Source organism: Amycolatopsis sp. GA6-003, assembly GCF_046267895.1.
Classification (GTDB): Bacteria; Actinomycetota; Actinomycetes; order Mycobacteriales; family Pseudonocardiaceae; genus Amycolatopsis.
Genome location: NZ_CP176499.1, coordinates 1,555,210 through 1,579,832 on the forward strand (window position 1 = coordinate 1,555,210; position 24,623 = coordinate 1,579,832).

Annotated in this window: 21 protein-coding genes; 13 read left to right on the forward strand and 8 right to left on the reverse strand. The window is 71.3% G+C overall.

Annotated features, from left to right (window positions below; all coding sequences use genetic code 11):
- Window positions 1–146: 146 nt before the first annotated feature.
- Window positions 147–3,062 carry an amidohydrolase family protein gene (locus tag F9C12_RS06445; protein WP_409465156.1) on the forward strand — a complete coding sequence of 972 codons (2,916 nt, stop codon included), beginning with the start codon at window positions 147–149 and terminating at the stop codon, window positions 3,060–3,062.
- Here the strand turns inward: F9C12_RS06445 and F9C12_RS06450 are convergent.
- Window positions 3,059–4,279, reverse strand: coding sequence for an MFS transporter (locus F9C12_RS06450; protein ID WP_409465157.1), 1,221 nt, complete (start codon window positions 4,277–4,279; stop codon window positions 3,059–3,061). The two genes, F9C12_RS06445 and F9C12_RS06450, sit on opposite strands and share 4 nt — an antisense overlap.
- A gap of 865 nt (window positions 4,280–5,144) precedes the next feature.
- Between F9C12_RS06450 and F9C12_RS06455 the strand changes: the two genes are divergently transcribed.
- The 6 genes from F9C12_RS06455 (at window position 5,145) to F9C12_RS06480 (ending at window position 14,423) form a co-directional block, all read left to right on the forward strand.
- Complete coding sequence (locus F9C12_RS06455; protein WP_409465158.1) at window positions 5,145–5,789, forward strand: lytic polysaccharide monooxygenase; 645 nt, start codon at window positions 5,145–5,147, stop codon at window positions 5,787–5,789.
- A gap of 120 nt (window positions 5,790–5,909) precedes the next feature.
- Window positions 5,910–7,343, forward strand: coding sequence for an FAD-dependent oxidoreductase (locus tag F9C12_RS06460; RefSeq protein ID WP_409465159.1), 1,434 nt, complete (start codon window positions 5,910–5,912; stop codon window positions 7,341–7,343).
- A gap of 508 nt (window positions 7,344–7,851) precedes the next feature.
- Window positions 7,852–8,874 carry an ArsR/SmtB family transcription factor gene (locus F9C12_RS06465; protein WP_409465160.1) on the forward strand — a complete coding sequence of 341 codons (1,023 nt, stop codon included), beginning with the start codon at window positions 7,852–7,854 and terminating at the stop codon, window positions 8,872–8,874.
- Window positions 8,875–8,955: 81 nt separating this feature from the next.
- Window positions 8,956–11,199: a serine/threonine-protein kinase gene (locus tag F9C12_RS06470; protein WP_409465161.1), complete on the forward strand. Its 2,244-nt coding sequence runs from the start codon at window positions 8,956–8,958 to the stop codon at window positions 11,197–11,199.
- Window positions 11,200–11,309: 110 nt separating this feature from the next.
- Window positions 11,310–12,203, forward strand: coding sequence for an aminoglycoside phosphotransferase family protein (locus F9C12_RS06475; RefSeq protein WP_409465162.1), 894 nt, complete (start codon window positions 11,310–11,312; stop codon window positions 12,201–12,203).
- A 903-nt stretch (window positions 12,204–13,106) separates the two neighbouring features.
- Entirely contained in the window at window positions 13,107–14,423 is a 1,317-nt protein-coding gene (locus tag F9C12_RS06480; protein ID WP_409465163.1) for an amino acid permease, read from the forward strand.
- A 5-nt stretch (window positions 14,424–14,428) separates the two neighbouring features.
- Here the strand turns inward: F9C12_RS06480 and F9C12_RS06485 are convergent, their stop codons facing one another.
- From F9C12_RS06485 to F9C12_RS06500, 4 genes are all read right to left on the reverse strand, one after another.
- The gene (locus F9C12_RS06485) at window positions 14,429–14,632 is read right to left on the reverse strand and encodes a DUF2199 domain-containing protein (protein ID WP_409465164.1); all 204 of its coding nucleotides are present in this window, start codon (window positions 14,630–14,632) and stop codon (window positions 14,429–14,431) included.
- Between the two features lie 83 nt (window positions 14,633–14,715).
- Window positions 14,716–15,522, reverse strand: coding sequence for a M15 family metallopeptidase (locus tag F9C12_RS06490; protein WP_409465165.1), 807 nt, complete (start codon window positions 15,520–15,522; stop codon window positions 14,716–14,718).
- Window positions 15,523–15,604: 82 nt separating this feature from the next.
- Window positions 15,605–16,504 carry an MBL fold metallo-hydrolase gene (locus F9C12_RS06495; RefSeq protein ID WP_409181066.1) on the reverse strand — a complete coding sequence of 300 codons (900 nt, stop codon included), beginning with the start codon at window positions 16,502–16,504 and terminating at the stop codon, window positions 15,605–15,607.
- Between the two features lie 205 nt (window positions 16,505–16,709).
- On the reverse strand, window positions 16,710–17,618 hold the full coding sequence (locus F9C12_RS06500; protein ID WP_409465166.1) for a hypothetical protein: 909 nt from the start codon (window positions 17,616–17,618) through the stop codon (window positions 16,710–16,712).
- Between the two features lie 245 nt (window positions 17,619–17,863).
- Here F9C12_RS06500 and F9C12_RS06505 point away from each other — a divergent pair, with 245 nt between their 5' ends.
- Together F9C12_RS06505 and F9C12_RS06510 are read left to right on the forward strand one after the other, a co-directional pair.
- A complete protein-coding gene (locus F9C12_RS06505) occupies window positions 17,864–19,474 on the forward strand; it encodes an amidohydrolase (protein ID WP_409465167.1) in 1,611 nt (536 codons plus the stop codon).
- 73 nt (window positions 19,475–19,547) lie between these two features.
- Window positions 19,548–20,021, forward strand: a complete 474-nt coding sequence (locus tag F9C12_RS06510; RefSeq protein WP_409465168.1) for a GNAT family N-acetyltransferase — start codon at window positions 19,548–19,550, stop codon at window positions 20,019–20,021.
- A gap of 196 nt (window positions 20,022–20,217) precedes the next feature.
- On the opposite strand, the gene F9C12_RS06515 is transcribed toward F9C12_RS06510, so the two are convergent.
- Window positions 20,218–21,237, reverse strand: a complete 1,020-nt coding sequence (locus tag F9C12_RS06515) for a cation diffusion facilitator family transporter (RefSeq protein WP_409465169.1) — start codon at window positions 21,235–21,237, stop codon at window positions 20,218–20,220.
- A gap of 113 nt (window positions 21,238–21,350) precedes the next feature.
- Here F9C12_RS06515 and F9C12_RS06520 point away from each other — a divergent pair, with 113 nt between their 5' ends.
- Window positions 21,351–21,731 (forward strand): ArsR/SmtB family transcription factor, encoded by a 381-nt coding sequence (locus F9C12_RS06520; RefSeq protein WP_354746552.1) that lies wholly within the window; start codon window positions 21,351–21,353, stop codon window positions 21,729–21,731.
- A gap of 331 nt (window positions 21,732–22,062) precedes the next feature.
- Here the strand turns inward: F9C12_RS06520 and F9C12_RS06525 are convergent, their stop codons facing one another.
- Window positions 22,063–22,437 (reverse strand): DUF2267 domain-containing protein, encoded by a 375-nt coding sequence (locus F9C12_RS06525; RefSeq protein WP_409181075.1) that lies wholly within the window; start codon window positions 22,435–22,437, stop codon window positions 22,063–22,065.
- Window positions 22,438–22,510: 73 nt separating this feature from the next.
- Between F9C12_RS06525 and F9C12_RS06530 the strand changes: the two genes are divergently transcribed.
- The 3 genes from F9C12_RS06530 (at window position 22,511) to F9C12_RS06540 (ending at window position 23,769) form a co-directional block, all read left to right on the forward strand.
- On the forward strand, window positions 22,511–22,867 hold the full coding sequence (locus tag F9C12_RS06530; protein ID WP_409181076.1) for a hypothetical protein: 357 nt from the start codon (window positions 22,511–22,513) through the stop codon (window positions 22,865–22,867).
- A gap of 63 nt (window positions 22,868–22,930) precedes the next feature.
- Window positions 22,931–23,299, forward strand: coding sequence for a hypothetical protein (locus tag F9C12_RS06535; protein ID WP_409465170.1), 369 nt, complete (start codon window positions 22,931–22,933; stop codon window positions 23,297–23,299).
- 56 nt (window positions 23,300–23,355) lie between these two features.
- Entirely contained in the window at window positions 23,356–23,769 is a 414-nt protein-coding gene (locus F9C12_RS06540; protein WP_409465171.1) for a DUF4383 domain-containing protein, read from the forward strand.
- Here F9C12_RS06540 and F9C12_RS06545 read toward each other — a convergent pair.
- Window positions 23,766–24,590, reverse strand: coding sequence for an SDR family oxidoreductase (locus F9C12_RS06545; RefSeq protein WP_409465172.1), 825 nt, complete (start codon window positions 24,588–24,590; stop codon window positions 23,766–23,768). The two genes, F9C12_RS06540 and F9C12_RS06545, sit on opposite strands and share 4 nt — an antisense overlap.
- Between the last annotated feature and the right edge of the window lie 33 nt (window positions 24,591–24,623).

Below are 24,623 nucleotides of genomic sequence, written 5' to 3' on the forward strand. Positions count from 1 at the left end.
GATCGGCCCCGGCCGGGCGTTGTCCTCGGCACCGCGAATTCCCCCTCGCCGGAAAAGACAATCCGCTCGCTTGCGTTCCCCGCGGATGCTACACCGGTGCGGAAGCGGCCGCAGCCTTCGGACGGGCCGCGCAGACCATTTCCCGGATGCCGGGAATGAACCGGGGAGGAACCATCCGGATCGCCGAGGGAACCCACTTCCGCGCCGCGCTCGCCCCGTCCGGCGCCGTCGCGATCGATCTGCTCAGCCGGATCTGGATCGTCCCGGCCGGCGGCGGGCCCGCGGCCGCGGCGACCGGCCCGCTGGCCGACGCGACCTCGCCCGACTGGTCCCCGGACGGGCGGGCCGTGGCGTTCCAGTCCTATCGCACCGGCGCTTTCCAGCTCTGGACCGTCGTGCCCGGACAGGACCCGCGGCAGCTCACCACCGGTCCGCACGACCACCGCGAACCCGCCTTCTCCCCGGACGGCACGCGGCTCGCCTTCTCGGCGGATCTGGGCCGCGGCTACGGAATCCATGTCCTCGAGGTGGCGACCGGGCGGATCACGACGTGGGCGGACAGCACGGCCGAGGAAGCCGCACCCGCCTGGTCCCCCGACGGCCAGCGGCTCGCGTTCACCGCCGACGGCGCCGCGATCGACGTGGTGGACGCACACGGGGACTGGGAACGGCGGGTGGAGGCGGACGGCGCGCAGCTCGCCGCTCCGTTCTGGACCCCCGACGGACAGGAGATCGGTTACGTCCGCTTCGAAGGCGTCACCCCGAAACGGCTAGGGAGTTACGCACGGCGCACGGCACTGGTCATCGGGGACCGGACAGTGTCCGCGCCCGACGAGGACGTCTTCGGCTTCCGGGCGCACTGGCTCTCCCCAACCGAAGTGGTCTACACCGCGGACGGACGCATCCGGCGGCGCAACCTGGCGACCGGAACGGTACGCGACATCAGTTTCGAGGCGGAGGTACCGGACCCGCCGCGCCGTCCGGCGACCCGGATCCCGCCGCGCCGTGCGGATTCCGGCCCGGTGCGGGGCATCGTGAGCCCGGCGCTTTCCCCCGCCGGCGACCGCATCGCGTTCTGTGCGCTCGGCTCGCTCTGGACGATGCCGCTCGACGGTCCGGCACAGCGGCTCACCCGGGACGACGCGCTGACCGCCGAGCCCGCCTGGGCACCGGACGGGCAGCAGCTGGTCTATGTCAGCGACCGGTCCGGCAGCCCGGCCCTCTGGCTGCACGAGCTGGCCACCGGAAACCAGCGCAGGCTCACCAGCACGAACGGGGCGGCGGTCGCCCCGGCGTGGTCCCCGGACAGGACCGCCATCGCCTTCCAGGACCACGAAGGCGCTCTCTTCCTCGCTTCCCTGGACGGCGAGGTTCGGCAGCTTCTCGGCCCGCAGTGGTACCCCGGGCGGCCCAGCTGGTCCCCGGACCGCACGAAGCTCGCGATGGCCGTGGCCCGGCCGTACTCGGCCCGGTTTCGCGAGGGCGGCAACGGGATCCTGGTCCTCGATGCGCGCTCCGGCGAAAGCACCGTCCACGAAGCCGCGCCGCACCGCTCCCTCAGCTCCCGCGGGTACGACGGGCCGGTGTGGTCGCCGGACGGCACGAGCATGGCCTGCGTCCTCGGCGGACAGCTGCATCTGCTGCCCGTCGACCGCGCCGGCCGTCCCACGGCCGAACCCCGCCGGCTGACCGGCGAAATCGCCGACGCGCCGTCCTGGAGCGGCGACGGGCGGCAGATCCTCTATCTCAGCGGCGGAAAACTCCGTCTGGCCGACGTGGCCACCGGCCGGATCCGCACTGTCGAGACGGGACTCCGCTACACCGCGGCCAGAACCTCCGGTCCTACCGTGATCCACGCCGGCCGCCTGTGGGACGGCCAATCCCGGGCGCTGCGCGAAAACGTCGACGTCGTGGTCCAGCACGACCGGATCGCAGCGGTCGACGACCATCGCGAAGACCGTCCTGGGCGGCGCGTCGACGCCTCCGCCCTGACTGTGCTGCCCGGACTGACGGACGCGCACGTGCACAACCGGCTCAAAGGCCGGTTTTTCGGCGCGCGGCAAGGAAAACTCTGGTTGTCGTTCGGAATCACCGCCGTCCGGTCGGCCGGCGACCCGGCTTACGAGGCGCTGCAGGAAGAAGAAGCTCTGCTCGCCGGCCGCCAGGTGGGCCCGCGCTGCTTCGGCACCGGCGAGCCGATCGACGGCAGCCGCGTCTACTACGGGTTCATGCGGCCGACCGCCTCGGCAGCGGAGGTCGAACGCGAACTGGCCCGCGCTCGCGCGCTCGGCCACCGCCTGCTGAAGGCCTACGTGCGGCTGCCGGTCAGCGGGCAACGCGCGCTCGCCGAGGCGGGCCGCGCGGCCGGAATCCCGGTCACGTCCCACTACCTGCACCCGGCCGCCTGGCTCGGCTTGGACGGGGTCGAGCATCTGGGCGCGTCGACCAGGCTCGGGTATTCGCAGACGATGACCCGCCGCGGCCGCACCTACTCCGACGTCGTGTCCACGCTGACGACCAGCGGCATGTCGCTCACTCCCACGCTCTTCTCCGCCGCGGTCCTGCTGGCCGAGCACGACTGGACCAGCGACCCTCGCGTCCGCGCGCTGTTTCCGCGCTGGGAAGCCGAAGCGCTCGCCCAGGTGACCGCCGCGGTGACCGAACCCGCGGTGCGCGAAACCCTGGAACACGTTCTCGCGTCGGCAGTGGGAACCCTGCGCCGCATCCACGACGGAGGCGGCCTGGTGGTCGCGGGCACCGACGCACCCATCGACTTCCTCGGGCTGAGCCTGCATCTCAACCTTCGCGCTATGGTCGCCCACGGTTTCAGCCCGTACCAAGCGCTCCGCACGGCAACCGCCAACGCGGCCCGGCTGCTGGGAAGAAGCGACGATCTCGGTGCCGTCGCCCCGGGCAAACTGGCCGATCTGGTCTTCGTCGAAGGCGATCCGCTCGCCGACATCACCGCGGCGGCCAACGTCCGCAAGGTGATGCTGGGCGGCGTCTTGCACGAGTCCGCCGAACTGCTCGCTTCCCCTCAGCCACCCGCGGACCGCCGCTAAGCCGCCCGTTTCCCGGCCCGCATCGCCGACAGAAGCACCGGCAGCGCAACCGCCAACGCGATCCCTCGCAGCACCCCGGCCACCGGGTACGCCGCCCGGATGCCGAACGCGTCCGCGACCAGTCCGCCGGCCAGCGACCCCAGCGGCATCAGGCCCCAGCCCAGCATCCGGTAAACGCTGTGCACCCGCCCGCGCAGTTCCGTCGGCACCGCCTGCTGCCGCAGGCTGACCGTGACGACGCTCCAGAGCGTGGTGGCGAATCCGTTGGCCCCCAGCAGGACCCCGAGAACGACCGCGTTCGGACTGGTTCCGATGAGCACGAAGAGCACCGCGTTGGCGAGCAACGCCGTCAATAATGCTTGCAGCGCACCGATTTTCGCCACGATCCGCGCGTTGGCCATCCCGCCGAGCACACTGCCGACCGCCGCCCCGGCGAGCAGCACGCCGTAACCGCGCTCGCTGACGTGCAGAGTCTGCGTCGCGAGCAGCACGACCGTGACGTTGCCGAGCTGGTAGCAGAAGGTGTTCACCGCGAGCAGCCCAGCCAACGTCCGCAACAGGCGGTGCCGCCCGAGCCAGCGCACCCCCTCCGCCACCGCGACCCGGATTGGCGGCTGCGCCCTCCGCGGCAATGGACGTCGAGGCAAGGTCGCCAGTATCGCGGCGGACACCACGAACGAAGCCGCGTCCACGCCGAACGGCAACGCCGCCGCAGCCGCGAAAAGCAGACTGCCGACCGGCGGCCCGACGAACAACTGCCCCGCCGTGGCAACCGCGTACTGACTGCCGTTCGCCCGGTGCAACCGCGCCTCGGGAACGAGATCCGGCACCACCGCGAGGGACGCGTTCGCGAACACGACCTCGCACGCACTGAGGCCGAACCCAGTCACCGCCAGCCCCACGATGTCGATCCGGCCCACCCCGACCAGGACGGCGACCACCGCGACGATCGCCGCCTGCAAAGCCTGCGACCGCCACAACAGCCCAACCCGCTCCCGCCGGTCCACGAGCGCGCCCGCGGGTAAGGAGAGCAGCAGCCACGGGAGGTAAGTCGCCGCCGAGACGACCGAAACCAGCACGGGATCGCGAGTGAGCGTGACCGTCAGCAGGGGAACGGCGGCCGAGAAGATCCCGTCGCCGACGTTGTCCACCGCCGAGGCCCACCACAACCGCCAGTACGCGGCGGGGAGCTTGGCTTGGGGGTCGCGTCGCTTCATGGGCGGGAGTTTTCTCGGGTCGAACATGCGTTCGCCATCATGTAGACTGGGGCTACATCGAAAGTTCCGGTTTGCGGACGGAGTCAATCGGCGGGATAGCGCAGCGACGTGGGGAAATCCCTACGGGCCGGGGCACCGACGAGGGCAGCTTGCTGCTGTCCGCGCGACTGCGCGCAGGGCGGTCGCCGAGGCCTGGCGGGACGGGTGTGCTCGGCGGCATCCGCTTGCTGCGCAGTAACGGCAAGCCCCGACAACGCCGCTCCGCACCCGCAATCACTCGGCGCGCAGAGCGACCAGCCTGCGTCACACCGCTCCACACCCCGCAACCGCCTGGCACGCAAGACCGACAAGCCCGGCCGCACCGTTCTGCACCCCGCACCCGCTCCACGCACAGGAACGGCAGCCCCCCACCACGCCGCTCCACACCCCCTGGCGCACAGAAACGACAAGCCCCGGCAAAACCGCCCCGCGCCCCCGCCCGCTCCGCGCGCACGAACGACAAGCCCGACCACACCACGCCGCACTCATTTGGCGCGCATAACCGACAAACCCAAGCAACACCACCCCCTACCCCCATCCACCCGGCGAACACGCACAACCAGCCAGACCACACCGCCCCACCCCCCATCCGCCCGACGAGCACCAACAACCAACCCCGACCCACCGGCCCCGCCCCACGCCCGCATCCACCCGGCGAACACGAACAACCGACCCCGACCACACCAGCCCCGCCCCCCAATCCCCGGACACCGACGCGATCGCAGCAAGCACGAAATCCCCCGTGCCCGACTTTCGGGCCTACACCCCCGCGCCCGGGCCCGCCTACCGTGGCATGGTCTAGACCTCTCAGGAGAGGAAGCCCGCGATGAAGTTCTCCCGCTCCGCCGTCAAGGTCGCGATTCTGACCGCCGTGTTCGGCGCCGCCTCGGCGGTCACCGCCGTTCCCGCTCTCGCGCACGGTTCGATGGGCACTCCGATCAGCCGGATCATGCAGTGTTTCCAGGAGGGTCCGGAGAATCCGCAGTCCGCCGCGTGCAAGGCCGCCGTCGCGGTCGGCGACAGCTGGCCGATCTACGACTGGGACGAGGTCAACATCGGGGACGCCAGCGGCCGCAGCCGCGAGATCATCCCGGACGGCAAGCTGTGCAGCGCCGGCCGCGACAAGTACAAGGGGCTCGACCTCGCCCGCGACGACTGGCCGGCCACCACGCTGCCGGGCAGCGGCCCGTACACCTTCCAGTACCAGCTGACCGCCGCGCACGAGGGCACCTTCGAGCTGTACGTCACCAAACCGGGCTACGACCCGACGAAACCGCTCAAGTGGTCCGACCTCGAAGACACCCCGTTCTACAAGCAGGACAACCCGCCGATCGCCGGCAACGCCTACCAGCTCCGGGCCAACCTGCCCGGCGGGCGCAGCGGCAGGCACCTGATCTACTCGATCTGGCAACGCCACTGGCCCGACTCCGGCGAGGCCTTCTACTCCTGCTCGGACGTCATCTTCCCCTGAGCACCGCCGCCCGCCCGGCAGCGTTGGCGAAGGCCGGGCGGGCGAATATCCGGTTGCCGGGCGAACCCGGGTGCCGCAGACTGGCAGGCGCGGGGCGGTGGCTGGACGAACAGGTGGTTCATGATCGACGTCGTCATCGCCGGATGCGGTCCGACCGGCGCGACGCTGGCCGCCGAACTCCGGCTGCACGGCGTGCGGGTTCTCGTCCTGGAAAGGGAAACCGAGCCCGTCCCGCTCGCGCGCATCGTCAGCCTGCACATCCGCAGCCTCGAACAACTCGCGATGCGCGGGCTGCTGCAGCCGTTCCTCGACCGCGGACGGCGGCGTCCGGTAGGCGGCATCTTCGCCGGCATCGCCAAACCCGCGCCGGAAGACCTCGCGTCCGCTTACCTGCTGGGCATCCCGCAGCCGGTCGTCGTCCGCCTGCTCGAAGACCACGCGATGGCGCTGGGTGCCGAGATCCGGCACGGATGCCCGGTCACCGGTTTCGAGCAGGACGAGGACGGAGTGACCGTCGAACTGGCCGACGGCGAACGGCTGCGGTCGAAGTACCTCGTCGGCTGCGACGGCGCGCGCAGCATCGTGCGCAAACTGCTCGGCGTCGGCTTCCCGGGCGAACCCTCGCGGAACGAGACCCTGATGGGCGAGATGGCCGCGACCGCGCCGCCGGAGGAGATCGCCGCCAAGGTGGCCGAGATCCGGGCGGCCGACAAGCGGTTCCTGCTGAGTCCGGTCGAAGATGGGATCTATCGCGTCGTGGTCCCCGCCGCCGGACTCAGCGCCGAACCACCCGTTCTCGAAGACTTCCAAGAACGACTGCGCACCGTCGCCGGCACCGATTTCGGCGTGCACTCGCCGCGCTGGCTGTCCCGCTTCGGCGACGCCACCCGGCTGGCCGACCGGTACCGCGTCGGCCGGGTGCTGCTGGCCGGCGACGCCGCGCACCTCCATCCGCCGGCCGGCGGGCAGGGCCTCAACCTGGGCGTGCAGGACGCGTTCAACCTCGGCTGGAAGCTGGCCGCCCAGGTCCGCGGCTGGGCTCCGGACCCGCTGCTGGACACCTATCCGGCCGAACGCCGTCCGGTCGCCGCGGACGTTCTCGACAACACCCGCGCGCAGATGGAACTGTCGTCCGCCGAGCCGGGACCGCGGGCCGTGCGGCGGCTGCTCGCCGAGCTGATGGACCTCGACGAGGTCAACCGCCGCCTGATCGGGAAAATCACCGCGATCGACCTCCGCTACGACTTCGGCGAAGGCCCCGACCTGCTCGGCCGCCGCCTGCCCGACCTCGCCCTGAAACAGGGCCGCCTCTTCGACCACTTGCACCGCGGCCGCGGCCTGGTGCTAGACCGCACCGAACGGCTGGCCGTCGACGGCTGGGCGGACCGGGTCGACCTCCTGGCGGACTCCGCCGCCGCCCTGGACGCGCCAGCCGTCCTGCTGCGCCCCGACGGATACGTCGCCTGGATCGGCGACGACCAGTACGACCTGAACCACCAGCTCGCCCGCTGGTTCGGCCGCCCCGCCGCACCGGCAGACCAGCCGCCACCCTGACCGCCCTGGAGAGCACCCGCCCATCCGGCAAGCTCCCGCACAACGACCAGCTGCCGCATAATCGCGACGTCCCGCTCAGCACCGACGACCTGGCCGCAACCAGGCTCGCCGTGTCACCGCTGCCCGAACCGAATACGTCCCCTGAACCAGCGACGACCAGCAAGACCTAAACCGCTGGTTCAGCCGCCCCGCCGCACCGGCAAGCCAGCCACCACCCTGACCACCCCGGAGAGCACCCGCCCATCCGGCAACCTCCCGCACAACGACCAGCTGCCGCATAATCGCGACGTCCCGCTCAGCACCGACGACCTGGCCGCAACCAGGCTCGCCGTGTCACCGCTGCCCGAACCGAATACGTCCCCTGAACCAGCGACGACCAGCAAGACCTAAACCGCTGGTTCAGCCGCCCCGCCGCACCGGCAAGCCAGCCACCACCCTGACCTCCCCGGAGAGCACCCACCCGCCCGGCAACCTCCCGCACCACGACCAACTGCCGCATAATCGCGACGTGCCGCTGACCCTCCCCCTGAGCACCGACGACCTCGCCAGGACCAGGCTCGCCGTGTCGCCGCTGTCCGAAACCGTCTCCGGTCTGCAGGCCCTGGCCGGCTGCTGGGGCCGGGCGCGCCACGCACGCTGGACCCGCTGGGCCGCCGCCGAACTCGCCGCTCGTCCGCTGGACCTGTCCTGGACCTGGCCGTTGCTCGTCACCGGGCGGACCAGCTGGCCGCAGTTCCTGCTGCCCGCCCCGGCCCGCGCGGCGAGCACGATCGACGAGGCGCTCGCCGCGCTGCGCCGGACCACCCCGAGCCAGGTCCGGCGGAGCCTGCGTGGCGTTTTCGGCGCCGACCTGCCCGCCCCGGCCAGGGCACTCGCCGCCGACCCCGCGGCCGGGCTCCGCGCCGTCGCCGCCGAACTCCGCCAGGCGCACGACCGCCTGATCGCCCCGCATTGGGCCCGGCTGCGCGCCGTTCTCGACGCCGACATCGCCTACCGCGCCAGACAGTGGGCCGACGGCGGCGCGGGCCACCTGTTCACCGGTCTGCACGCCGGACTGAACTGGCACCACGGCCGGCTCACTCTCGACGGCGACCGGCGCCCGTCGCCCGGTCGGCCTGCCGGCGGCCTGGTGCTCTCCCCCGTCGTGCTCGGCCCGCCGTGGGTGATGATCAAACTGCACACCACCACCCAGACCACGATCCGCTATCCGGCCCGGGGCAGCGGTGCATTGTGGACAGCCGCCGAGCGCCGTCCCGCCGAACCCGCGGTCCGTCTCCTGGGCCGCCGCCGCGCCGAACTGCTCGAAACCCTGCGCTCCCCCGCCACGACCACCGGCCTGGCCGAAGCTCTGCGCGTGTCGCCGAGCGCGGTTTCGCAGCACCTCCGGGTCTTACGGGACAGCGGCCTGGTCGCCGGGCAGCGGTCCGGCCGCGAGGTCCTCTATCGCACCACCGAGCCGGGACTGCGCCTGCTGAGCGGCCAGGATGCCCCCGACCCGGAACCGCCGTCCCTCGGCCGGGCACAAATGTGACAACTCCGCCCCGGATGCCACAGTCGCGGAGTACGATCTCGCCGACCGCGACCGGCCTCGCGGAGAGGGGAAGCGGCGGGGATGAGCGACTGGCAAGTGCCTGGGTTCACCGAGGTCGACGTGCTCGGCGTCGGCGGCTTCGGCCGCGTCGTGCTGGCCAAGCACCAGGAATCCGGCCGGATGGCCGCGATCAAGTACCTGCTCGCGGAGTATCTCGCCGACCCGGACATCGCCGCCGCGTTCCGGCGCGAGGCGTGGCTGCTGTCCGGCGTCCGAAGCCCGCACGTGGTGCAGCTGTTCGATTTCGTCGAGACGCCGCACGGCGCCGCCCTGGTGATGGAGACCGTGCCCGGCGTGTCCCTGCGCGCGCTCTTGGCGACCGAAAACGTCCTCGCCCCGGAATCCGCGCTGGCCGTTCTCAAGGGTTCGCTGCTCGGTCTCGCCGCCGCGCACGCCGCCGGGGTCGTGCACCGCGACTACAAACCGGGAAACGTGTTGGTGTCCCGGGAAGGCCAGTCGAAACTGGTCGACTTCGGACTGGCCACTTTGGACGGACACAATGGACTGACCGCCGGTTCCCCGTCGTACATGGCGCCCGAGCAATGGGCCGGGCAACCGGGTCGGCCCGCCACCGACGTGTACGCCGCCACTTGCGTGTTCTACCAATGCATCACCGGGCACCAGCCGTTCGAGGCCACCACCACCGAGGAATTGCGTTCGCTGCACCAGATGGCGCCCGTGCCGCTCGACGCGGTGCCCGAAAAGCTGCGTCCGCTGATCGCGCGCGGCATGGCCAAAGACCCGGCGTGGCGACCGTCCACAGCGGACGCTTTCGTGTCCGAACTGGAAACCGTCGCTCGCCAGGCGTACGGAAAGGACTGGGAGAAACGCGGCTGGAAGCGCCTGGCCGCCTCGGCCGCCGCCCTGACCGCGCTCACCCCGCTGGCCCTGCTGACCACCGCCGGCACCGCCGCCGCGCCCGTCGGAGCCGGGGCCGGAGCCGTCGCGGCCGGGGTGCCCGCCGCCGGCACCGGAGCCGGAGCGACCGCGGTCATCGTCGGCAAGGTCGTCGCGGTGCTGGTGGTGGTCGGCGCACTGGTCACCGGCGGAATCCTGGTCTTCAACCGACAAGACGATCCGCCGGCGCCCGCGGCCCTCACGGTAGCGATCCACACCGATTCCGGCCGCGACCAAACCCTCCCGGTCTCCTATAGTCTGCAATACCCGCAAGTTTCCGGCGGACCGGATGCCGCCGTGCGGAAACGCACCAACGATTCTTTGCGCGCCCCGATCGACAAACGCCTGAAAGCCATCCGCGACGCCCGCGCCAATCCGGAGTGGCAGCAGCTGTTCACCGAAGCCGGGGAAACCCCCGCCGCGCATTCGACCGCGCGGATCCTGCTGCAGACCCCGAGCCTGCTTTCCGTACGGTACGACCACGATCTCGACTCGAAGGTGCTGTGGCACACCACGTGGCGCTTCGCGGAAACCGTCACCGTCGACCTCACCACCGGAAACGCACTCGGCCCGAAGGACATCTTCCGGCCCGAAACACTCACCGCCGCCGGCATGAAAACACTCACCGAACGCATCGAACCGCACACCAAAAACGGTTTCTGCGAGCTGTCCTCCTTCGCCGAGGCAGGCCGGAAATCCACCATCGACGCCGCCGACCGAACCCCGGACCGCGGCCACGTCCCGGCGGCGTCGCTCGGATTCACCAAGGCCGGGGCCGAATTCGAAATCCTGTGGTACGACCTGGGCTGCGTCACCGCCGCCGGAAAAGAAACCGTGACGGTTCCATACGGTGAAATCGCCGACCTGTTCCAGCCGAAATTCGTGGCGATGCTAGGCACCACCACGCCTTCCGCACCGCCGTCTTCGTCGACCGCTCCGGCGGTCAGCAACACCTACACCAACCCGCGGTTCGGCTTCACCACGCGCGTTCCCGAGGGCTACACCGCCGCTTCCTACCAGCCGGAAAACGGCGACGGAATGACGTTCGCCAACCCGTCCCTCGACGCGACTTTGACCGTATGGGGCACCAACTCGGGCGGCACCACCGCGGCAGCATTGGCCGACGCGGCGGCCAAGGAAGAATCAACCGGCGGGCGAGTGACCTACCGCAAGGACGAAGGCGACCACTACTCGATTTCCGGCTACCAAAGCGACGGCAAGATCTTCTACGAACGAGGCTATACCGGAACCGGGTCGACAGCCTCGCTGCGCTGGGTCTACCCCCGAGAACACAAAACCGAACTCGACGGACCGGTGAGCATTACGGTAGAAGCCTTCCGCCCGGGCGATCTTTCCCAGCCGCACTGACCTTCCACGCTGGCCGACCTGCCCGGGAGAGCGAAAACCGTTAGACGAGCACGGCGTTGCGTGGTCTGATCAAGGCGAACATTCCGGACCTTTCCCCGAGAGATTCGCCTTTGCCGACCACCCACTCCGCCGACGCGGCCTTGGTCAAGCGTCTCCTCGCCGCCCAGCTGCCCGAGCTGGCGGCTCTCCCGCTGTCGCGGCTCGACCCGGCCGGGTCGGACAACGTCATCTACCGGCTCGGCGACGAATTGTCCGTGCGCCTGCCGCGCGGCGAATGGGCAGCGGGGCAGCCGGAGAAGGAATCCCGCTGGCTCCCCCGGCTCGCGGCGCACCTGCCGTTGGCGATTCCCGAGCCCGTCGCGCTCGGCTCGCCGGGCGAAGGGTATCCGTGGCAGTGGTCGGTGTCGCGCTGGCTGACGGGCTCGCCGCCGGAGATCGGCGGGCTCGCGCACCCGGACCGAACCGCGGCGGAACTGGCGCGGTTCGTCGCAGCACTCCACCGGATCCCCGCCGACCCGTCGCTCGCCGCGGGGCCGCACAACGGGTTCATCGGCGCGCCGCTAGCCCGCCGGGACGCCGACACCCGGATCGCGATCGCCGGGACCGCCGACGTTTTCGACAGCTCCGCGCTCACCGCGGTCTGGGACGCCGCGCTCGCGGCACCGCCGTGGCCGCATCCGCCGGTGTGGGTGCACGGCGACCTGCACCCCGGCAACCTGCTGCTGAACGACGGCGAGGTCAGCGCAGTCCTCGACTTCGGCGGACTCGGGGTCGGCGACCCAGCCTGCGACGCGCTGATCGCGTGGACCCTCCTCCCGCCTCCGGCTCGCGAGATCTTCCGCGCCGAGGCGGGCCTCGACGAGGACACCTGGACCCGCGGCCGCGGTTACGCGTTGAGCACCGGCCTCAACGCCTACACCGCTTACGCGGCAACGAATCCCCGCGTCGCGGCGAGCACGAGGCACCAGATCACCGAGACACTGCGCGACTTCGAGCGAGCCTGAACGACGGATTCCGCAGCTTGCCTGGCTATCACCAGACAAATCCGGCATTCACGGCAGGGTTTCGCTGCTCCATTCGGATGATCGACAACTGTTACGTCCGGCATCCTCCGCTGCCCGCCCCTAGCCTCGACAGACCCGGCGGCCGCAGACTGTCCCGCGTCAGCGAGGCCCGGTTCCGGCATCGTTGTCGGCCGGGCCAGCCGCGGGGACAGCACGGCCGGACGAGAGGAAGATCGATCGATGGCTGATCGGATCACCGGGCAGGGCCACGGAAACCCGGACTCCCCCGACGAGGCGACCCGGAGCGAGGCCACCGCGGGCGACGCGACCCCGGCCGAGGCAGCCGCTCGCACGGCGACCCCGGAGGACGCGACCGCACACACAGCTGCCCCGGGTGAAGCGGCCGCACGCACAACTGCCCCGGGCGAAACGACCGCACGCACAGCGACCCCGGACGAAATGGCCGCACGCACAGCTGCCCCGGGCGAAGCGACCGCACGCACAACTGCCCCGGGCGAAACGACCGCACGCGAGACAACCTCGGCCGATTCGGCGGCGGACAAAGCCACCGCCCGCACGACCGCAGGCCGAACAACCGCGAGCGAAGCGGACCCCGGCGAACCGACCCCGCGCACGAGCGCTCCGGGCGAGGTGGCCGGTGGCGGAGCGACCGCATACAACCCGACCCCCGCCGACGCAACCCCACCCCCCACCACCCCATTCGAAGCAGCCACAGGCCCCACCACCTCAGCCGAAGCAGCCACAACCCCCGCCACCGCAACCGAAGCAGCCGCAGCCCCCGCCACCCCAACCGAAGCAGCCACAGCCCCCACCACCCCAACCGAAGCCGCCGCACCAACGCCCAAGAGCAGCCCCACGAAGCTCCGCTCCCGGCACATCACCATGATCGCCCTCGGCGGGATCATCGGGGCCAGCCTCTTCGTCGGCTCCGGCAACGTCGTGCGGTCCGTCGGGCCCGCGGCCGTCGTCTCCTATCTCCTCGGCGGGCTGCTCGTCTTCCTCGCGATGCGGATGCTCGGGGAGATGGCGGCGGCGCGGCCGGCGATCGGGTCGTTCATGGAGTACGCCCGGGCGGGGCTCGGCGAGTGGGCGGGGTATCTCGTCGGGTGGCTGTACTGGTACTACTGGATCGGCGTGATCGCGTTCGAGGCGGTCGTCGGCGGGTCGGTGCTCGGCGGGTGGTTCCCGGACGTGCCGCAGTGGGCGTTTTCCGTCGTGCTGCTGCTGTTCTTCACCGCGACGAACCTGGTGTCGGCGCGGTCGTTCGGCGAGGTCGAGTACTGGCTGGCGAGCATCAAGGTCGCCGCGATCGTCGTGTTCCTCGCCGTCGGCGCGCTGTTCGCGCTCGGGCTCTGGCCGAAGGCGGGCTTTTCGATCCCGAACCTCTGGCAGCACGGCGGGTTCGCGCCGCACGGCTGGTGGCCGGTGCTCAGCGGCGTCGCGATCGTGATTTTCTCCTACTTCGGCACCGAGATCGCGGTGATGGCCGCGGCCGAATCCGAGGACCCGGCCAAGGGCGTGCGCCAGGCCGTCGTCACGGTGATCTGGCGGATCCTGCTGTTCTTCGTCGGCGGGGTGCTGCTGATCGTCACGATCGTCCCGTGGGACCAGCTGCCGAATCCCAAGCAGGAGGGGCCGTTCGCGCACGCCTTCGCGTTGTTCGGGCTGCCCGGAGCCGGTCTGGTGATGAACGCGGTGGTGCTCACCGCCGCGTGTTCGGTGCTCAATTCCGGGCTTTATTCCGCCGGGCGGATGTTCTCCGCGCTCGGCGAGAAACGGCTCGCCCCGCGCGCGGTGGCCCGGAAGAACAAGTCCGGCGTGCCGGTCGTCGCGGTGGTGGCTTGCACGGTCGGCGGGTACCTCGCGGTCTTCGTCAACTTCGTCGCGCCCGACTCCGGCATCTTCGACTTCATCATGAACTCCGCGGGCCTGGTCGCGCTCTTCGTGTACTCGTTCATCGCGTTCACCCAGATGCGGATGCGGCAGAAGATGACGCCGGAGGAACGCGCCGGGCTGAAGCTCAAGATGTGGCTGCACCCGTGGCTCGGCATCCTGACCGTCGCCGGCGTCGTGGCGATCGTCGTCGTGATGCTGCTGACCGACGACTCCGCCCGCACCCAGGTCTGGACCAGCATCGTGTCGCTGGCCGTGATCGCGGCGTTCTGGCCGCTGGTGCGCCGGAACCTGCGGAAGGGCTGAGGCGGCTACCGCCCGGGATGCAGGAGCAGCTCGGCGATCTCCCGCACCCGGGCCCGGTCGATGCCGTTCCGCTGTTCGACCGCGAAGTACGGCGGTTCGCCGACCCGGGCGGGGTCCTCCCACAGTTCGGTGACGCGCGAGGAGCTGGCTTCGCTGAGCGACACCCACACGCCCCACTCGAAGTCCTCGAACCCCAGGTCGGTCGTCATGATCGCGAGCTTGACGAAGCCGTCCGGGAAAGTCCGGGGAATCGCTTTTCCAGCTGCCGCCGCGAAGCCGGTCGCCCAGTGCCCTAGAACGGACGGCAGCTCAGCGAACGCCGCGAGACCGGGAAGTCGAAGTAGGTGTCCGGGAAGGTCTCCGGCTTGAACGTGTAGTGCCACCATTCCTCGGGCAGGTTCTTGAATCCGGCCCGCTCCAGCCCGTGCAGCAGGAGCATCCGGTTCTCCCGCTGCTTGCCGGCGATCCGCGGGTCGAGCGTGTGCGCGAGAGTGTCGAAGCAGTCGAAGCCGGTGCCCATGTCGAGCGAGTTGTCCGGGAATCGTTCGGCTTTCGGGCCGTAGCAAGGCGTCAGCGGTTCGCCCGGACGATACGGCCGCGTCGGGAGCGCCGGAAGGCGGACGAGCGTCAGGTCGACCGTGCTTCCCCGGCTGTGCCCGGATTTCGCGGCGATGTAGCCGTCCGCGAAAAGCCGGTCCTTGTCCACGCGCGGGTAGAACTCGGCTTTCATCCGCAGGTCGGACAGGTTTTCGGCCCAGCGCACGAAGGTGTCGACCGCGCGCTGCGGCCGGTAGCAGTCGTAGACCTTCAGCGTGTAGCCCTGGCGCAGGAACGACAGTTGCGCCTTGTGCAGGGCGACGGCGGCGTCCCGCGTGAGGATGCACATCGGCTGCCGGTAGCCGTCGACCGGCGCGCCGGTGAAGTTGTGCGGCGTGCGGTACCGGATTTCCTGCACGATGGTCGGATCGATGTCGCGCAGGGCGACGAATTCCGGCGGCGCCTTCGGCTCCGGTGCGGCCGGCGCCGGGGGTGCGGCGACGAGACAGGTCAGCAGGCTCATCGCGGCTACCGCCAGGCCGCGCATCATCTTTCCGCGCATAGCCCGCTTGCTTACCACAAGAGCACGCGGTGCAGTAGCCGCGACGGAACCCCGGGTGCGAGAACGCACCCGGGGAACGCGGTCAGTAGTCCCACACCGTCGGCACGAAGCGGAACGCGTTGCCCGCCACCGCCACGTGGCAGACCGACGGGAACGGCAGGTGCGTGGCCACCAGCTGCTCGCCGCTGGCCGCCAGCTCCCGCAGCAGCCGGATCCGGACGCGCGCCGATTCCTCGGGGTCGTGCTCGAAACCGTTGTACCAGTCCGGATTGTCGAAACCGGGCTGGAACACCGCGTCCCCGGCGAAGGTCAGCCGGTCGCCGCCGGACTCCAGCCGGACGATGCTGTGGCCGGGAGTGTGCCCGCCGGTCCGGCAGATCCGCACGCCCGGCGCCACCTCGTGCTCGGTCTCGAACGGCCGCAGCTGGCCGCGGTACACGTCGAGGAACCGCGCGGCGGTCGTGCGCAGCACTTCCGGGATCGGCTCCGGCATGACGGTGCGGGAGAAATCGGGCGCCTGCCAGAACTCCGCCTCCGCCGACGCGAGGTGGACCCGCAGGTCCTCGCGCAGGCGGCCCCGGAGACCCTCGACGAGCAGCCCGCCGATGTGGTCCATGTGCAGGTGGGTGAGCACCACGTCGGTCACCGCCGCCGGGTCGATCCCGGCCGCGACGAGCCGCGTCGCCAGCTGCCCGGCGCGCGGGAAACCGGGGAATTCGGCGCCGAGCCCGGAATCGATCAGGACCGTCCGGCCGCCGCTGCGCACCACGGCGACGTTCAGCGGCCAGTCGATCGTCTCCGGCGGCAGGAACATTTCGCGGAGCCAGGCGGACAGATCGGCCCGGTCGGCGTTGGTGGCCAGCGTTTCGGCGGTGATCGGCAGCACGCCGTCGCTGATCACCAGCACGTCGATGTCGCCGACCTTCAGCGCGTACCGCGAAGGGACCGCCTCGTCGAGACGGGCGGAAGGGGCCAAGCTCATGGGTTCTCCTCGGGAGTAGCACAGCCAGATCGTCGGCTAAGACCGGACAGCTGCCCGATTTGTGACAACCCGCCGGGGATCGGCCCGGAGAGGGTGTTGCGGAGCCTGGGCGGTTAGTCATGGCCTCGGCGTGCGCTGCCACCACCGGCACATCGAGCCGATCACCAGGTTTCAGATTCCCCAGAGTTCCCTTCACGGACTTCCGTCAGGCTTGTGGAGCAGCCTTCGAGACCTTCCGCGCCGTTCGCCGTCCGTCCGCGCGCAGCATCGGCCCGAACCGCGACCGCGCCTGCTGCGCCAGCTCGGCGCCCAGCTCCGCCTCGTACCGGCCCGCCGGAGCGGCGATGCGCAGCCGATCGCCGCGGCCGCCGAGACCGGCGATCCGGTTTCGCGCCACCGCCAGCAGCTGCACCCCGTGCGTCAACGGCCGCCTGCCCTGCACATGCCGGACCACGACCAGCTCCTGCCGCGTCAGCACGACGAACGCGGCCGGGCGGGATTGCTGCCACAGCCACCGCCGCGGGAGTTCCGGTTCCGCGCCCACATAGCGCGCGTGCCGGGGCTGTCCGAGCGCCACCAGCGGCGACGCCGGGAGCCGGTCCCAGTCGAGCGCCGGAGGGCCCGCGTGCGCCGGTTCCGCCGCGCCGGGCCGATGCGCGCGCGACCGCACGTGCGTCACGAGGTCCGCCACCGCGGGCCACGCCCACGAGCGGTAGCGGAAAACCAGCGTCGTCCGGACGCCGGTCAGCACCAGGCACGCGTGTTTCCCGGCCATCGCGTGCTCGACCGCGATCAGCTCCGGGTACGGGATCGCGCCGACGATGCGCGGGTACGGCAGGTCGTCGACCCACAGCGCCACCCCGCGCGCGCCCGCGCCCAGCGCCTGCTCCGGCGTCCACACCACGTCGCCGCCCGACGGCCGGGTCGCCGACGGGGCCAGCACCACCTCGCCCGGGCCGACCAGGTCCGCGAGGTCCTCGGCCGCCGCGCCCGGCCGGGACCAGCGGGAAGGCGGTTTGGTGTCGAGCCGGTCGGCGAGGTCGCGGCCGATCCGGACTTCCCACGGCTCGGCCGCGGCACTGAGCGCGATCCGCGCCGCACCGATGCCGGACATGAGAGCCTCCCGCCGCCGCGGAGCCGGGCCGGACGCCCTGTGCTTCCAGCGTATACACCGCCGGACGGGCGGTTCTCATTCCGGACTTCGCCCGGATGGGGCGGAGATCACCCGAATGCCGCAACCCGCTTCGGCGCTGCGCCCCCGCCGGCGCCGCCCCTAGAATCGGCGGCGCGGCACCGTGGCCACACCGTCCTTTGTGGACACAGCGCCGCCCGGTCCGCCGTCGACCCTGGAGGAACCCCGTGTCCGCACCGGAAACCGCGCAGATCGTCACCGCCCGGCGCATCGTGGCCAGGTCCGGCGCCGAGCCTCCGGCCTTCGCGACGCGCGGCGAACGGGTCGTCGCGCACGGCACCGTCGCCGACCTGCGCGCGGAGTTCCCCTCGGCGCAGGTGCACGATTTCGGCGACGCCACCGTCGTCCCCGGGTTCAACGACGCCCACCAGCATCCGACCGTCGTCGCCGCCCAGACGCTGCAGGTCGACCTGTCGCCGTCACGAATCCGCTCGACCGCCGACCTCGCCGCGGCCCTGCGCGAACGAGCCGCCGCGACGCCGCCCGGCGAATGGGTCATCGGCTGCGGCTACGACTCGTTCCGCAGCAACGGCGGCCGCGAGCTCACCCGCGCCGAACTGGACGCGGCCTGCCCGGACCACCCGGTGCTGGTCGTGCACGTGACGCTGCACGCCGGGGTCCTCAACTCCCCCGGCCTGGCGCTGGCCGGGCTGACCGACTCGAGCGAACCGCCGCCCGGCGGCCACCTCGGCCGCGACGCCGCCGGCCGTCTCGACGGCGTCATCCACGACCAGGCCCTCTACGACCTGGCGTTCCCCGCCTTCACCCCGCGCCCGACGATCGTGCGGGACCCGTCCACCGAGGTGCTGGCCGCCGCCTTCACCCGGCACGCCGCCGCCCTGCACGCCGCGGGCATCACCTCGGTCGGCGACGCACTGGTCGGCCGCACCGAATGGCAGGTCCTCCGCCATCTCGCCGACCAGGACCAGCTCACGCTCCGGGTCAACGCGCTGGCCGCCTACGACCATTTCGACTACTTCCGCGCCCTCCCCGAGTCCCCGCTCACCCCGGAAACGCGGCTGCGCCTCGGCGGCGTCAAGACCTTCGCCGACGGTGCCGTCAACGGCGGGACCTGCCTGGTCGAACAGCCCATCGAAGGCACCGACAGCCATGGCCTCGAGCGCGTGAGCGCGGCCGAACTGGCCGACACCGTGCGGCACGTGCACGACGCCGGCTGGCGAGTCTGCGTGCACGCCAACGGCGACCGCGCGATCCGCCGCGTCCTGGACGCGGTCGACCAGGCCCAGGCCGCCCACCCCCGGCAGGACCCGCGGCACCGCATCGAACACTGTTCCATCATCGACGACGAGATCCTGAAGCGGATGCGCGGCCACGGCATGGTCGCGGTGCCGTTCGCGAACTACGCCGCCGCGCACGGGGACAAGCTGACCCGGTATTACGGGGCGGAGCGCGTCGAGCGGATGTTCGCGCACCGGTCGATGCTCGACGCCGGGGTCGCGGTGGCCGGTTCGTCCGACCATCCGTGCGGGCCGTTCCCGCCGCTGTACGCCCTGCGCAGCTGCGTGACGCGGCGGGCCCCGGACGGCGAGTTGTTCGGGCCTTCGCAGCGGATCAGCGTCGAGGCCGCACTCGGGGTGTACACGACGGGGTCGGCTTACGCGTCCGGCGAGGAAACGACGAAGGGGCGGCTCGCACCGGGTTTCCTGGCCGATTTCGCGGTGCTGGCGGAGGATCCGTTCGCCGTCGATCCGGAAACGCTGGACCAGGTGCGGGTGCGGGAGACGTGGGTCGGCGGGGAACGGGTCTGGCCTGCCTAGCGGTCGCGGGAAGGCGATTGATCGGCGGAATTCGATATTTGCAAGATTAATCGGACCGGTTAGCGTTTTCGGAATGACCTCTTCCGTCGTCCGCGCCACACCCGAATCCGTGCCGCAGCTCGTCGCCTCGGCAGCAGCCTTGTTCGCCGAGGACGGCGGGCGGCGCGATCCGTATCTGGACGTTTCCTGGCCACGCCGGGACGGCCTGGCCTACTTCGCGGATCTGTTGCACCGCACCGATTCCCAGTGCCTGCTGGCGCTTTCCGCCACGGGCTCCCCGATCGGCCACCTGATCGGCCGAATCCGCCGCGCCAACCCGCTTCGCCCGGGGGCGGTGGTCGGCGTGCTGGAAAGCCTGCGCGTCGACCCCGCACACCGGGAAACCGGGGTCGCGACGGCCTTGACGGAGGAATTCTTCGCGTGGGCGAGGGAATCCGGCGCGAACCAAGCCAGCGTCACGGCTTATGCGGCCAACGAATCCGCCATCCGCTTCTACCGCGGCCGCGGGTTCGCGCCGTTCGAGCTGACTCTGCACGCACCGGTCTAGAGCGGCAAAATCTCCAAGCAGCAAATGTGTTGTACCGCGGCGGCTCGTCGCGAACCGCTTGACGAGGCTGTCCACCTCGATGATTGCCATGCCTCAACCGTGCCCGGCGGCGCCGGGGCGGCGAATCGACTGCGTGGCCAGACTTTCCGGCCGGACCGGGCGGAGCGGCGGATCAACCGATCGGCCGATGCGCGCCTCAGCCGAGGTGCACCGTCTCCGCTCCGATCGCCGGTTCGACGTGGACCGTCGCCGCGGTCAGCCGGGGCACCGCGGCGATCAGGTCGTGTTCCAGGGTGTGCGCCAGGTGGTGCGCCTGTTCGACGGTGAGCGTGTTGCCGACCTGAATCGCGAGTTCGGCGCGCAGGCTGTGGCCGATCCAGCGCATCCGGACCTCGCGGACGCCCTCCACGCCGGGCACCGCCGCGGCTGTCCGCTCGGCCAGTTCGACGGTCGCCGGGTCGACGGCGTCCATCAGCCGCCGGAAGACTTCCTTCGCCGCGTCGCGCAAGACGAACAGGATCGCGACCGTGATCAGCAATCCGATCACCGGGTCGGCCGCCGGGAAGCCGAGGGCGACGCCGAGCGCGCCGAGGACGACGGCCAGCGAGGTGAACCCGTCGGTGCGGGCGTGCAGGCCGTCGGCGACCAGGGCGGCGGAGCCGATTTCCCGGCCGACGGCGATGCGGTACCGCGCGACGAGTTCGTTTCCGGCGAACCCGACCACTCCCGCCGCGGCGAGCACCCAGAGCTGCTCCACGGGATGCGGGTGCAGCAGCCGGTCGATCGCTTCGTACGCGGCGAGCGCGGCCGATCCGGCGATGATCAGCACCACGACGACTCCGGCCAGATCCTCGGCGCGGCCGAGCCCGTAGGTGTAGCGGCGAGTCGCGGCGCGGCGGCCGAGGGCGAAGGCGATGCCCAGCGGGAGGGCGGTGAGGGCGTCGGCGAAGTTGTGGATGGTGTCGCCGAGGAGAGCCACCGAACCGGTCACCGCCACGAGGGCCAGCTGGATGACGGCGGTGCCGAACAGAGCGGCGAACGACCAGATCAGCGCCCGGATGCCGCGCCGGCTGGTCTCGAGGGCGGTGTCGAGACGGTCGGCGCTGTCGTGGCTGTGCGGGGTGAGGAAGTGCTTGACGCGGTGCCGCCAGGTCTCCGGGTGGCCGTGGCCGTGGACGTGCCCCGGCTGCGGACGGTCCTGACGCGGCTCTGCCATCGACAACTCCCGGGATGCTCGGAACTCACGCGACCGGGCGAACGCGCCGGCCTCCTGCCAGCATACCTGCGCAGATGCGCAGATAGCCAGGAAGGGACGGTAGCATGCAGGTCATGCACTCCTCCCTGCCGGACTTCGACATGCCCTCCGACGAGCAGGTCCACCTGGCCGCGGAAAGCTTCCGCCTGCTCTCCGACCCGACGCGGATCAAGGTGCTCTGGGCGCTGCTGCAGGGAGAATCGTCGGTGGCCTGCCTCGCCGAACTGGCCGGGGCCGCCCCGACGGCGGTCAGCCAGCACCTGGCCAAGCTCCGGCTCGCGGGCCTGGTGAAGGGCAGGCGCGAGGGAACGTTCGTGTACTACTCCGCCGCGGACGAGCACGTCCGCGGACTCCTGGCCCAGGCGCTCCACCACGCCGACCACGTGGACCGCGACATCCCGAGCGAACCCGGCGGCCACGCCCAGCCGCACCGGCCCCGGATGCGGAACGCCTGAGCGGACAGGCAGCCGGAGTCTCGATCAGACGCGGCGACGGCAGCACCGCCCAGACCCCGCGCACCATCGAACGGCCACGCCCAGCCGCACCAGCCCCGGAGACGCCACGGTCACCCGACCCCACCCCGCCACGCCAGCCCACGGGGGGGCGAATACGCCACGGCTGAACGATCCCGCAAGCCTCCACCAGCCGCCGCGACGGCAGCGCCGCACAGCCTCAGGCACCATCACCGGCCCGGAGGCAGCACCGTCAAGCAGCCGCAGCCTCCACCAGCCGCCGCAACGGCACCCCCCAGCCTCAGGCACCATCACCGGCCCGGAGGCAGCACCGTCAAGCGGCCGGAGCCTCCACCAGATGCCGCAGCGATTCCGGCAGCACCTCCCACACCTCGGCGGCCACCCGCACCGTCTCGCGGCCCAGTACCTCCAGCACCACGCCCGTCCGGTGGACGGCCTCCGGGTCCGGCAAGTCCGCCCGCTCCGCGATCCGGCCGACGAAGTCCTCCAGTTCGAAGCGTTCTCCCGCGCCGCCGCCCGGGCGGAGGTCCTCGGCCAGCTCGACCGGCAGTTGCACCGCCAGGCTTGCCGCCGCCTCCGGGGAAATCCGTTCGGACAGCGTCCGCAGCACCGCGTGCGCGATCCGTTCCGCGTCGCGGGGCTCGGCGAGGCAGCCGCGCCTCCGGATCAGTTCGACGATCTCGTTCATCGTCCCCGGATACCCGGAGCAACCGGCCGCAACCCTTCCGGTTAGCCGTGCCACCACCGGGTACTGCCGTTCCATGGACCATTCAGCGACGTCTCCCGCACCGGCCGAGCAGGCGCAGACCGCGCTGCGCCGGCTCCGTCGCGAAGCCGGTGCCGGCGGCTACGACTCCCCCGCCCAGCTGTACCGGACGCTCGGTTTGCTGAGCCTCCTCGCCGACGATCTCTCCGAACTCCTGCCCGACCTGTCCGCGCAGCTCGAGGAAGCGCTGCTCGGCGGCCGCGTGCGGCATGTCTCCGACGACGCGCAGGCAGCCTGCGACGCGGTCGCCTCGGCCGCGCACAGCGCCTCGGTCGCGCGCTTCACCGCGCTCCTGGTCGGACAGGAAATCCAGAAAGCCCAGGCCGCGATCCGCGACCTCGCCGCCGCCTGAGAAACCGTTTTGTCCCGTTCCCAGCGGGTATCCGGCGAACAAAGCAAGCGAGAAGGGAGCACAATGGCCGACAGCGATCCGGCTGAGCCCGAAACGCTCGATCAATCCGAATCTCTCGACGAGGACGAACTGCGAGTCGACCCGCTGGAGGCCGGCGTCGAACCGGCCGAACGCTGGAGCCCGGCGACCCGGCAGGCCACGACCCCCGCCGAGGCGCGCGAGGGCGAGCCGCTCGGCCGCAGGCTCGCCGAGGAACAGCCGGACGTCCAGCCCGTGCCGAACCCGCCCGACGACGAGACGCTTGCCCGCGCGGAGGCGGCCGAGGCCGTGGCCCCGGACGAGGATCTCCCGCGGCGCCGGGCCGACCCGGACCCGGGCGAGCAAGCGGACGAGGCCGGCGGTTCCGTCGCGAAGTCGCTCCGCGAGGAGTGACCGGAAAAACTGGTGCGCGCCAAGGGAAGTACGGCCGCAAGGAAAAGGAGTCCCCCATGCCGACGGTCACCACCCGTTCCTGGGCCCGTCCGGTCGTCGCCGTGCTCGGGCTGATCTACCTGGCCCTCGGCATCGCCGGGTTCTTCGTGCCGGAAACCGCGCACGGCGGGCACGACACCACGCGCGTCGTCTGGCTGTTCAGTTCCAGCACGGTGCTGAACATCGTCCACACCGCACTCGGCCTGCTCGGACTTTTGGCCGCACGCAAGCTTTCCGGCTCCATCGCGTACTGCTGGGTGCTGTTCGTGGCGTTCACCGGGCTGACCGCGTACGGGATCCTGGCGACGGCGTTCAGCACCGCACGCGACGACCCGGTGAATCTCAACTGGGCGGACAACTGGCTGCACGGGCTCACCGCGCTGGTCGCCTTGGCGATCGCGCTCGGCGGCAGCCGCGAAAAGCGGGCTTAGGGACGCCGCCAGCTGTGGTCCGGGAACGCGGTTCCGGCCTGCGCGCCCATGCGGATCAGCCCGCCGTCGACCACCAGGGACGCACCCGTGATGTATCCCGCCGCGGGGGTGGCCAGGAAAGCCACCGCCGCGGCGACTTCCCGGGCGTGGCCGGGACGGCCCAGCGGGATCCCGGGGCGGTCCTGGTCGCGCGGGTCGGCGTCGGTCTGGCCGGTCATCGGGGTGGAGATTTCGCCCGGCGCCACGGAATTGACCGTGATCCCGTGCTCGGCGAGTTCGAGCGCGAGCACCTGGGTCAGCGCGCCGGCGCCGGCTTTCGCCGCGCAGTACGGGGCCGCGCCGACCCGGGGCACGTGTTCGTGGACGCTGGTGATCGTGATGATCCGGCCGCCGCGCCCGGCGTCGATCATGTGCCGCGCGGCGCGTTGCGAGCACACGAAAACGCCGTGCAGGTCGACGTCGACGACGCCGCGCCAGGTGTCGAAGTCCATGTCCATCGCGAGTTCGCTGCTGCCGGTGCCGGAGCAGTTCACGAGCACGTCGACGCCGCCGAGTTCGTCCGCGAGTTCGTCCACGACGCTCCCCGCTGCGGGCAGGTCGGTCAGGTCGAGCTGCCGCACGTGCGCTTCCACGCCCTGTTCCCGCGCCTCGGCCGCGGTCTCCTCCGCGCCGGTTTCGTCGCTGTGCCAAGTGATTCCGACGTCCACTCCCCCGCCGGCGAGCGCGACGGCCACCGCCCGGCCGATGCCGGAATCCGCGCCGGTCACGATCGCCGTGCGGGGTCCGTCGACCTCCTCGGGCAACGGTGCTGGGTCCACCATGGTTCTCCTTCCCTTGCGGTTCGAGCGCCCTTG

Coding starts and splice junctions, on each gene's coding strand:
- F9C12_RS06445 (WP_409465156.1), top strand. CDS start 147: ATGCCGGGAATGAACCGGGGAGGAACCATCCGGATCGCCGAGGGAACC.
- F9C12_RS06450 (WP_409465157.1), bottom strand. CDS start 4,279: ATGAAGCGACGCGACCCCCAAGCCAAGCTCCCCGCCGCGTACTGGCGG.
- F9C12_RS06455 (WP_409465158.1), top strand. CDS start 5,145: ATGAAGTTCTCCCGCTCCGCCGTCAAGGTCGCGATTCTGACCGCCGTG.
- F9C12_RS06460 (WP_409465159.1), top strand. CDS start 5,910: ATGATCGACGTCGTCATCGCCGGATGCGGTCCGACCGGCGCGACGCTG.
- F9C12_RS06470 (WP_409465161.1), top strand. CDS start 8,956: ATGAGCGACTGGCAAGTGCCTGGGTTCACCGAGGTCGACGTGCTCGGC.
- F9C12_RS06480 (WP_409465163.1), top strand. CDS start 13,107: ATGATCGCCCTCGGCGGGATCATCGGGGCCAGCCTCTTCGTCGGCTCC.
- F9C12_RS06485 (WP_409465164.1), bottom strand. CDS start 14,632: ATGACGACCGACCTGGGGTTCGAGGACTTCGAGTGGGGCGTGTGGGTG.
- F9C12_RS06490 (WP_409465165.1), bottom strand. CDS start 15,522: ATGCGCGGAAAGATGATGCGCGGCCTGGCGGTAGCCGCGATGAGCCTG.
- F9C12_RS06495 (WP_409181066.1), bottom strand. CDS start 16,504: ATGAGCTTGGCCCCTTCCGCCCGTCTCGACGAGGCGGTCCCTTCGCGG.
- F9C12_RS06500 (WP_409465166.1), bottom strand. CDS start 17,618: ATGTCCGGCATCGGTGCGGCGCGGATCGCGCTCAGTGCCGCGGCCGAG.
- F9C12_RS06510 (WP_409465168.1), top strand. CDS start 19,548: ATGACCTCTTCCGTCGTCCGCGCCACACCCGAATCCGTGCCGCAGCTC.
- F9C12_RS06515 (WP_409465169.1), bottom strand. CDS start 21,237: ATGGCAGAGCCGCGTCAGGACCGTCCGCAGCCGGGGCACGTCCACGGC.
- F9C12_RS06520 (WP_354746552.1), top strand. CDS start 21,351: ATGCACTCCTCCCTGCCGGACTTCGACATGCCCTCCGACGAGCAGGTC.
- F9C12_RS06525 (WP_409181075.1), bottom strand. CDS start 22,437: ATGAACGAGATCGTCGAACTGATCCGGAGGCGCGGCTGCCTCGCCGAG.
- F9C12_RS06530 (WP_409181076.1), top strand. CDS start 22,511: ATGGACCATTCAGCGACGTCTCCCGCACCGGCCGAGCAGGCGCAGACC.
- F9C12_RS06535 (WP_409465170.1), top strand. CDS start 22,931: ATGGCCGACAGCGATCCGGCTGAGCCCGAAACGCTCGATCAATCCGAA.
- F9C12_RS06540 (WP_409465171.1), top strand. CDS start 23,356: ATGCCGACGGTCACCACCCGTTCCTGGGCCCGTCCGGTCGTCGCCGTG.
- F9C12_RS06545 (WP_409465172.1), bottom strand. CDS start 24,590: ATGGTGGACCCAGCACCGTTGCCCGAGGAGGTCGACGGACCCCGCACG.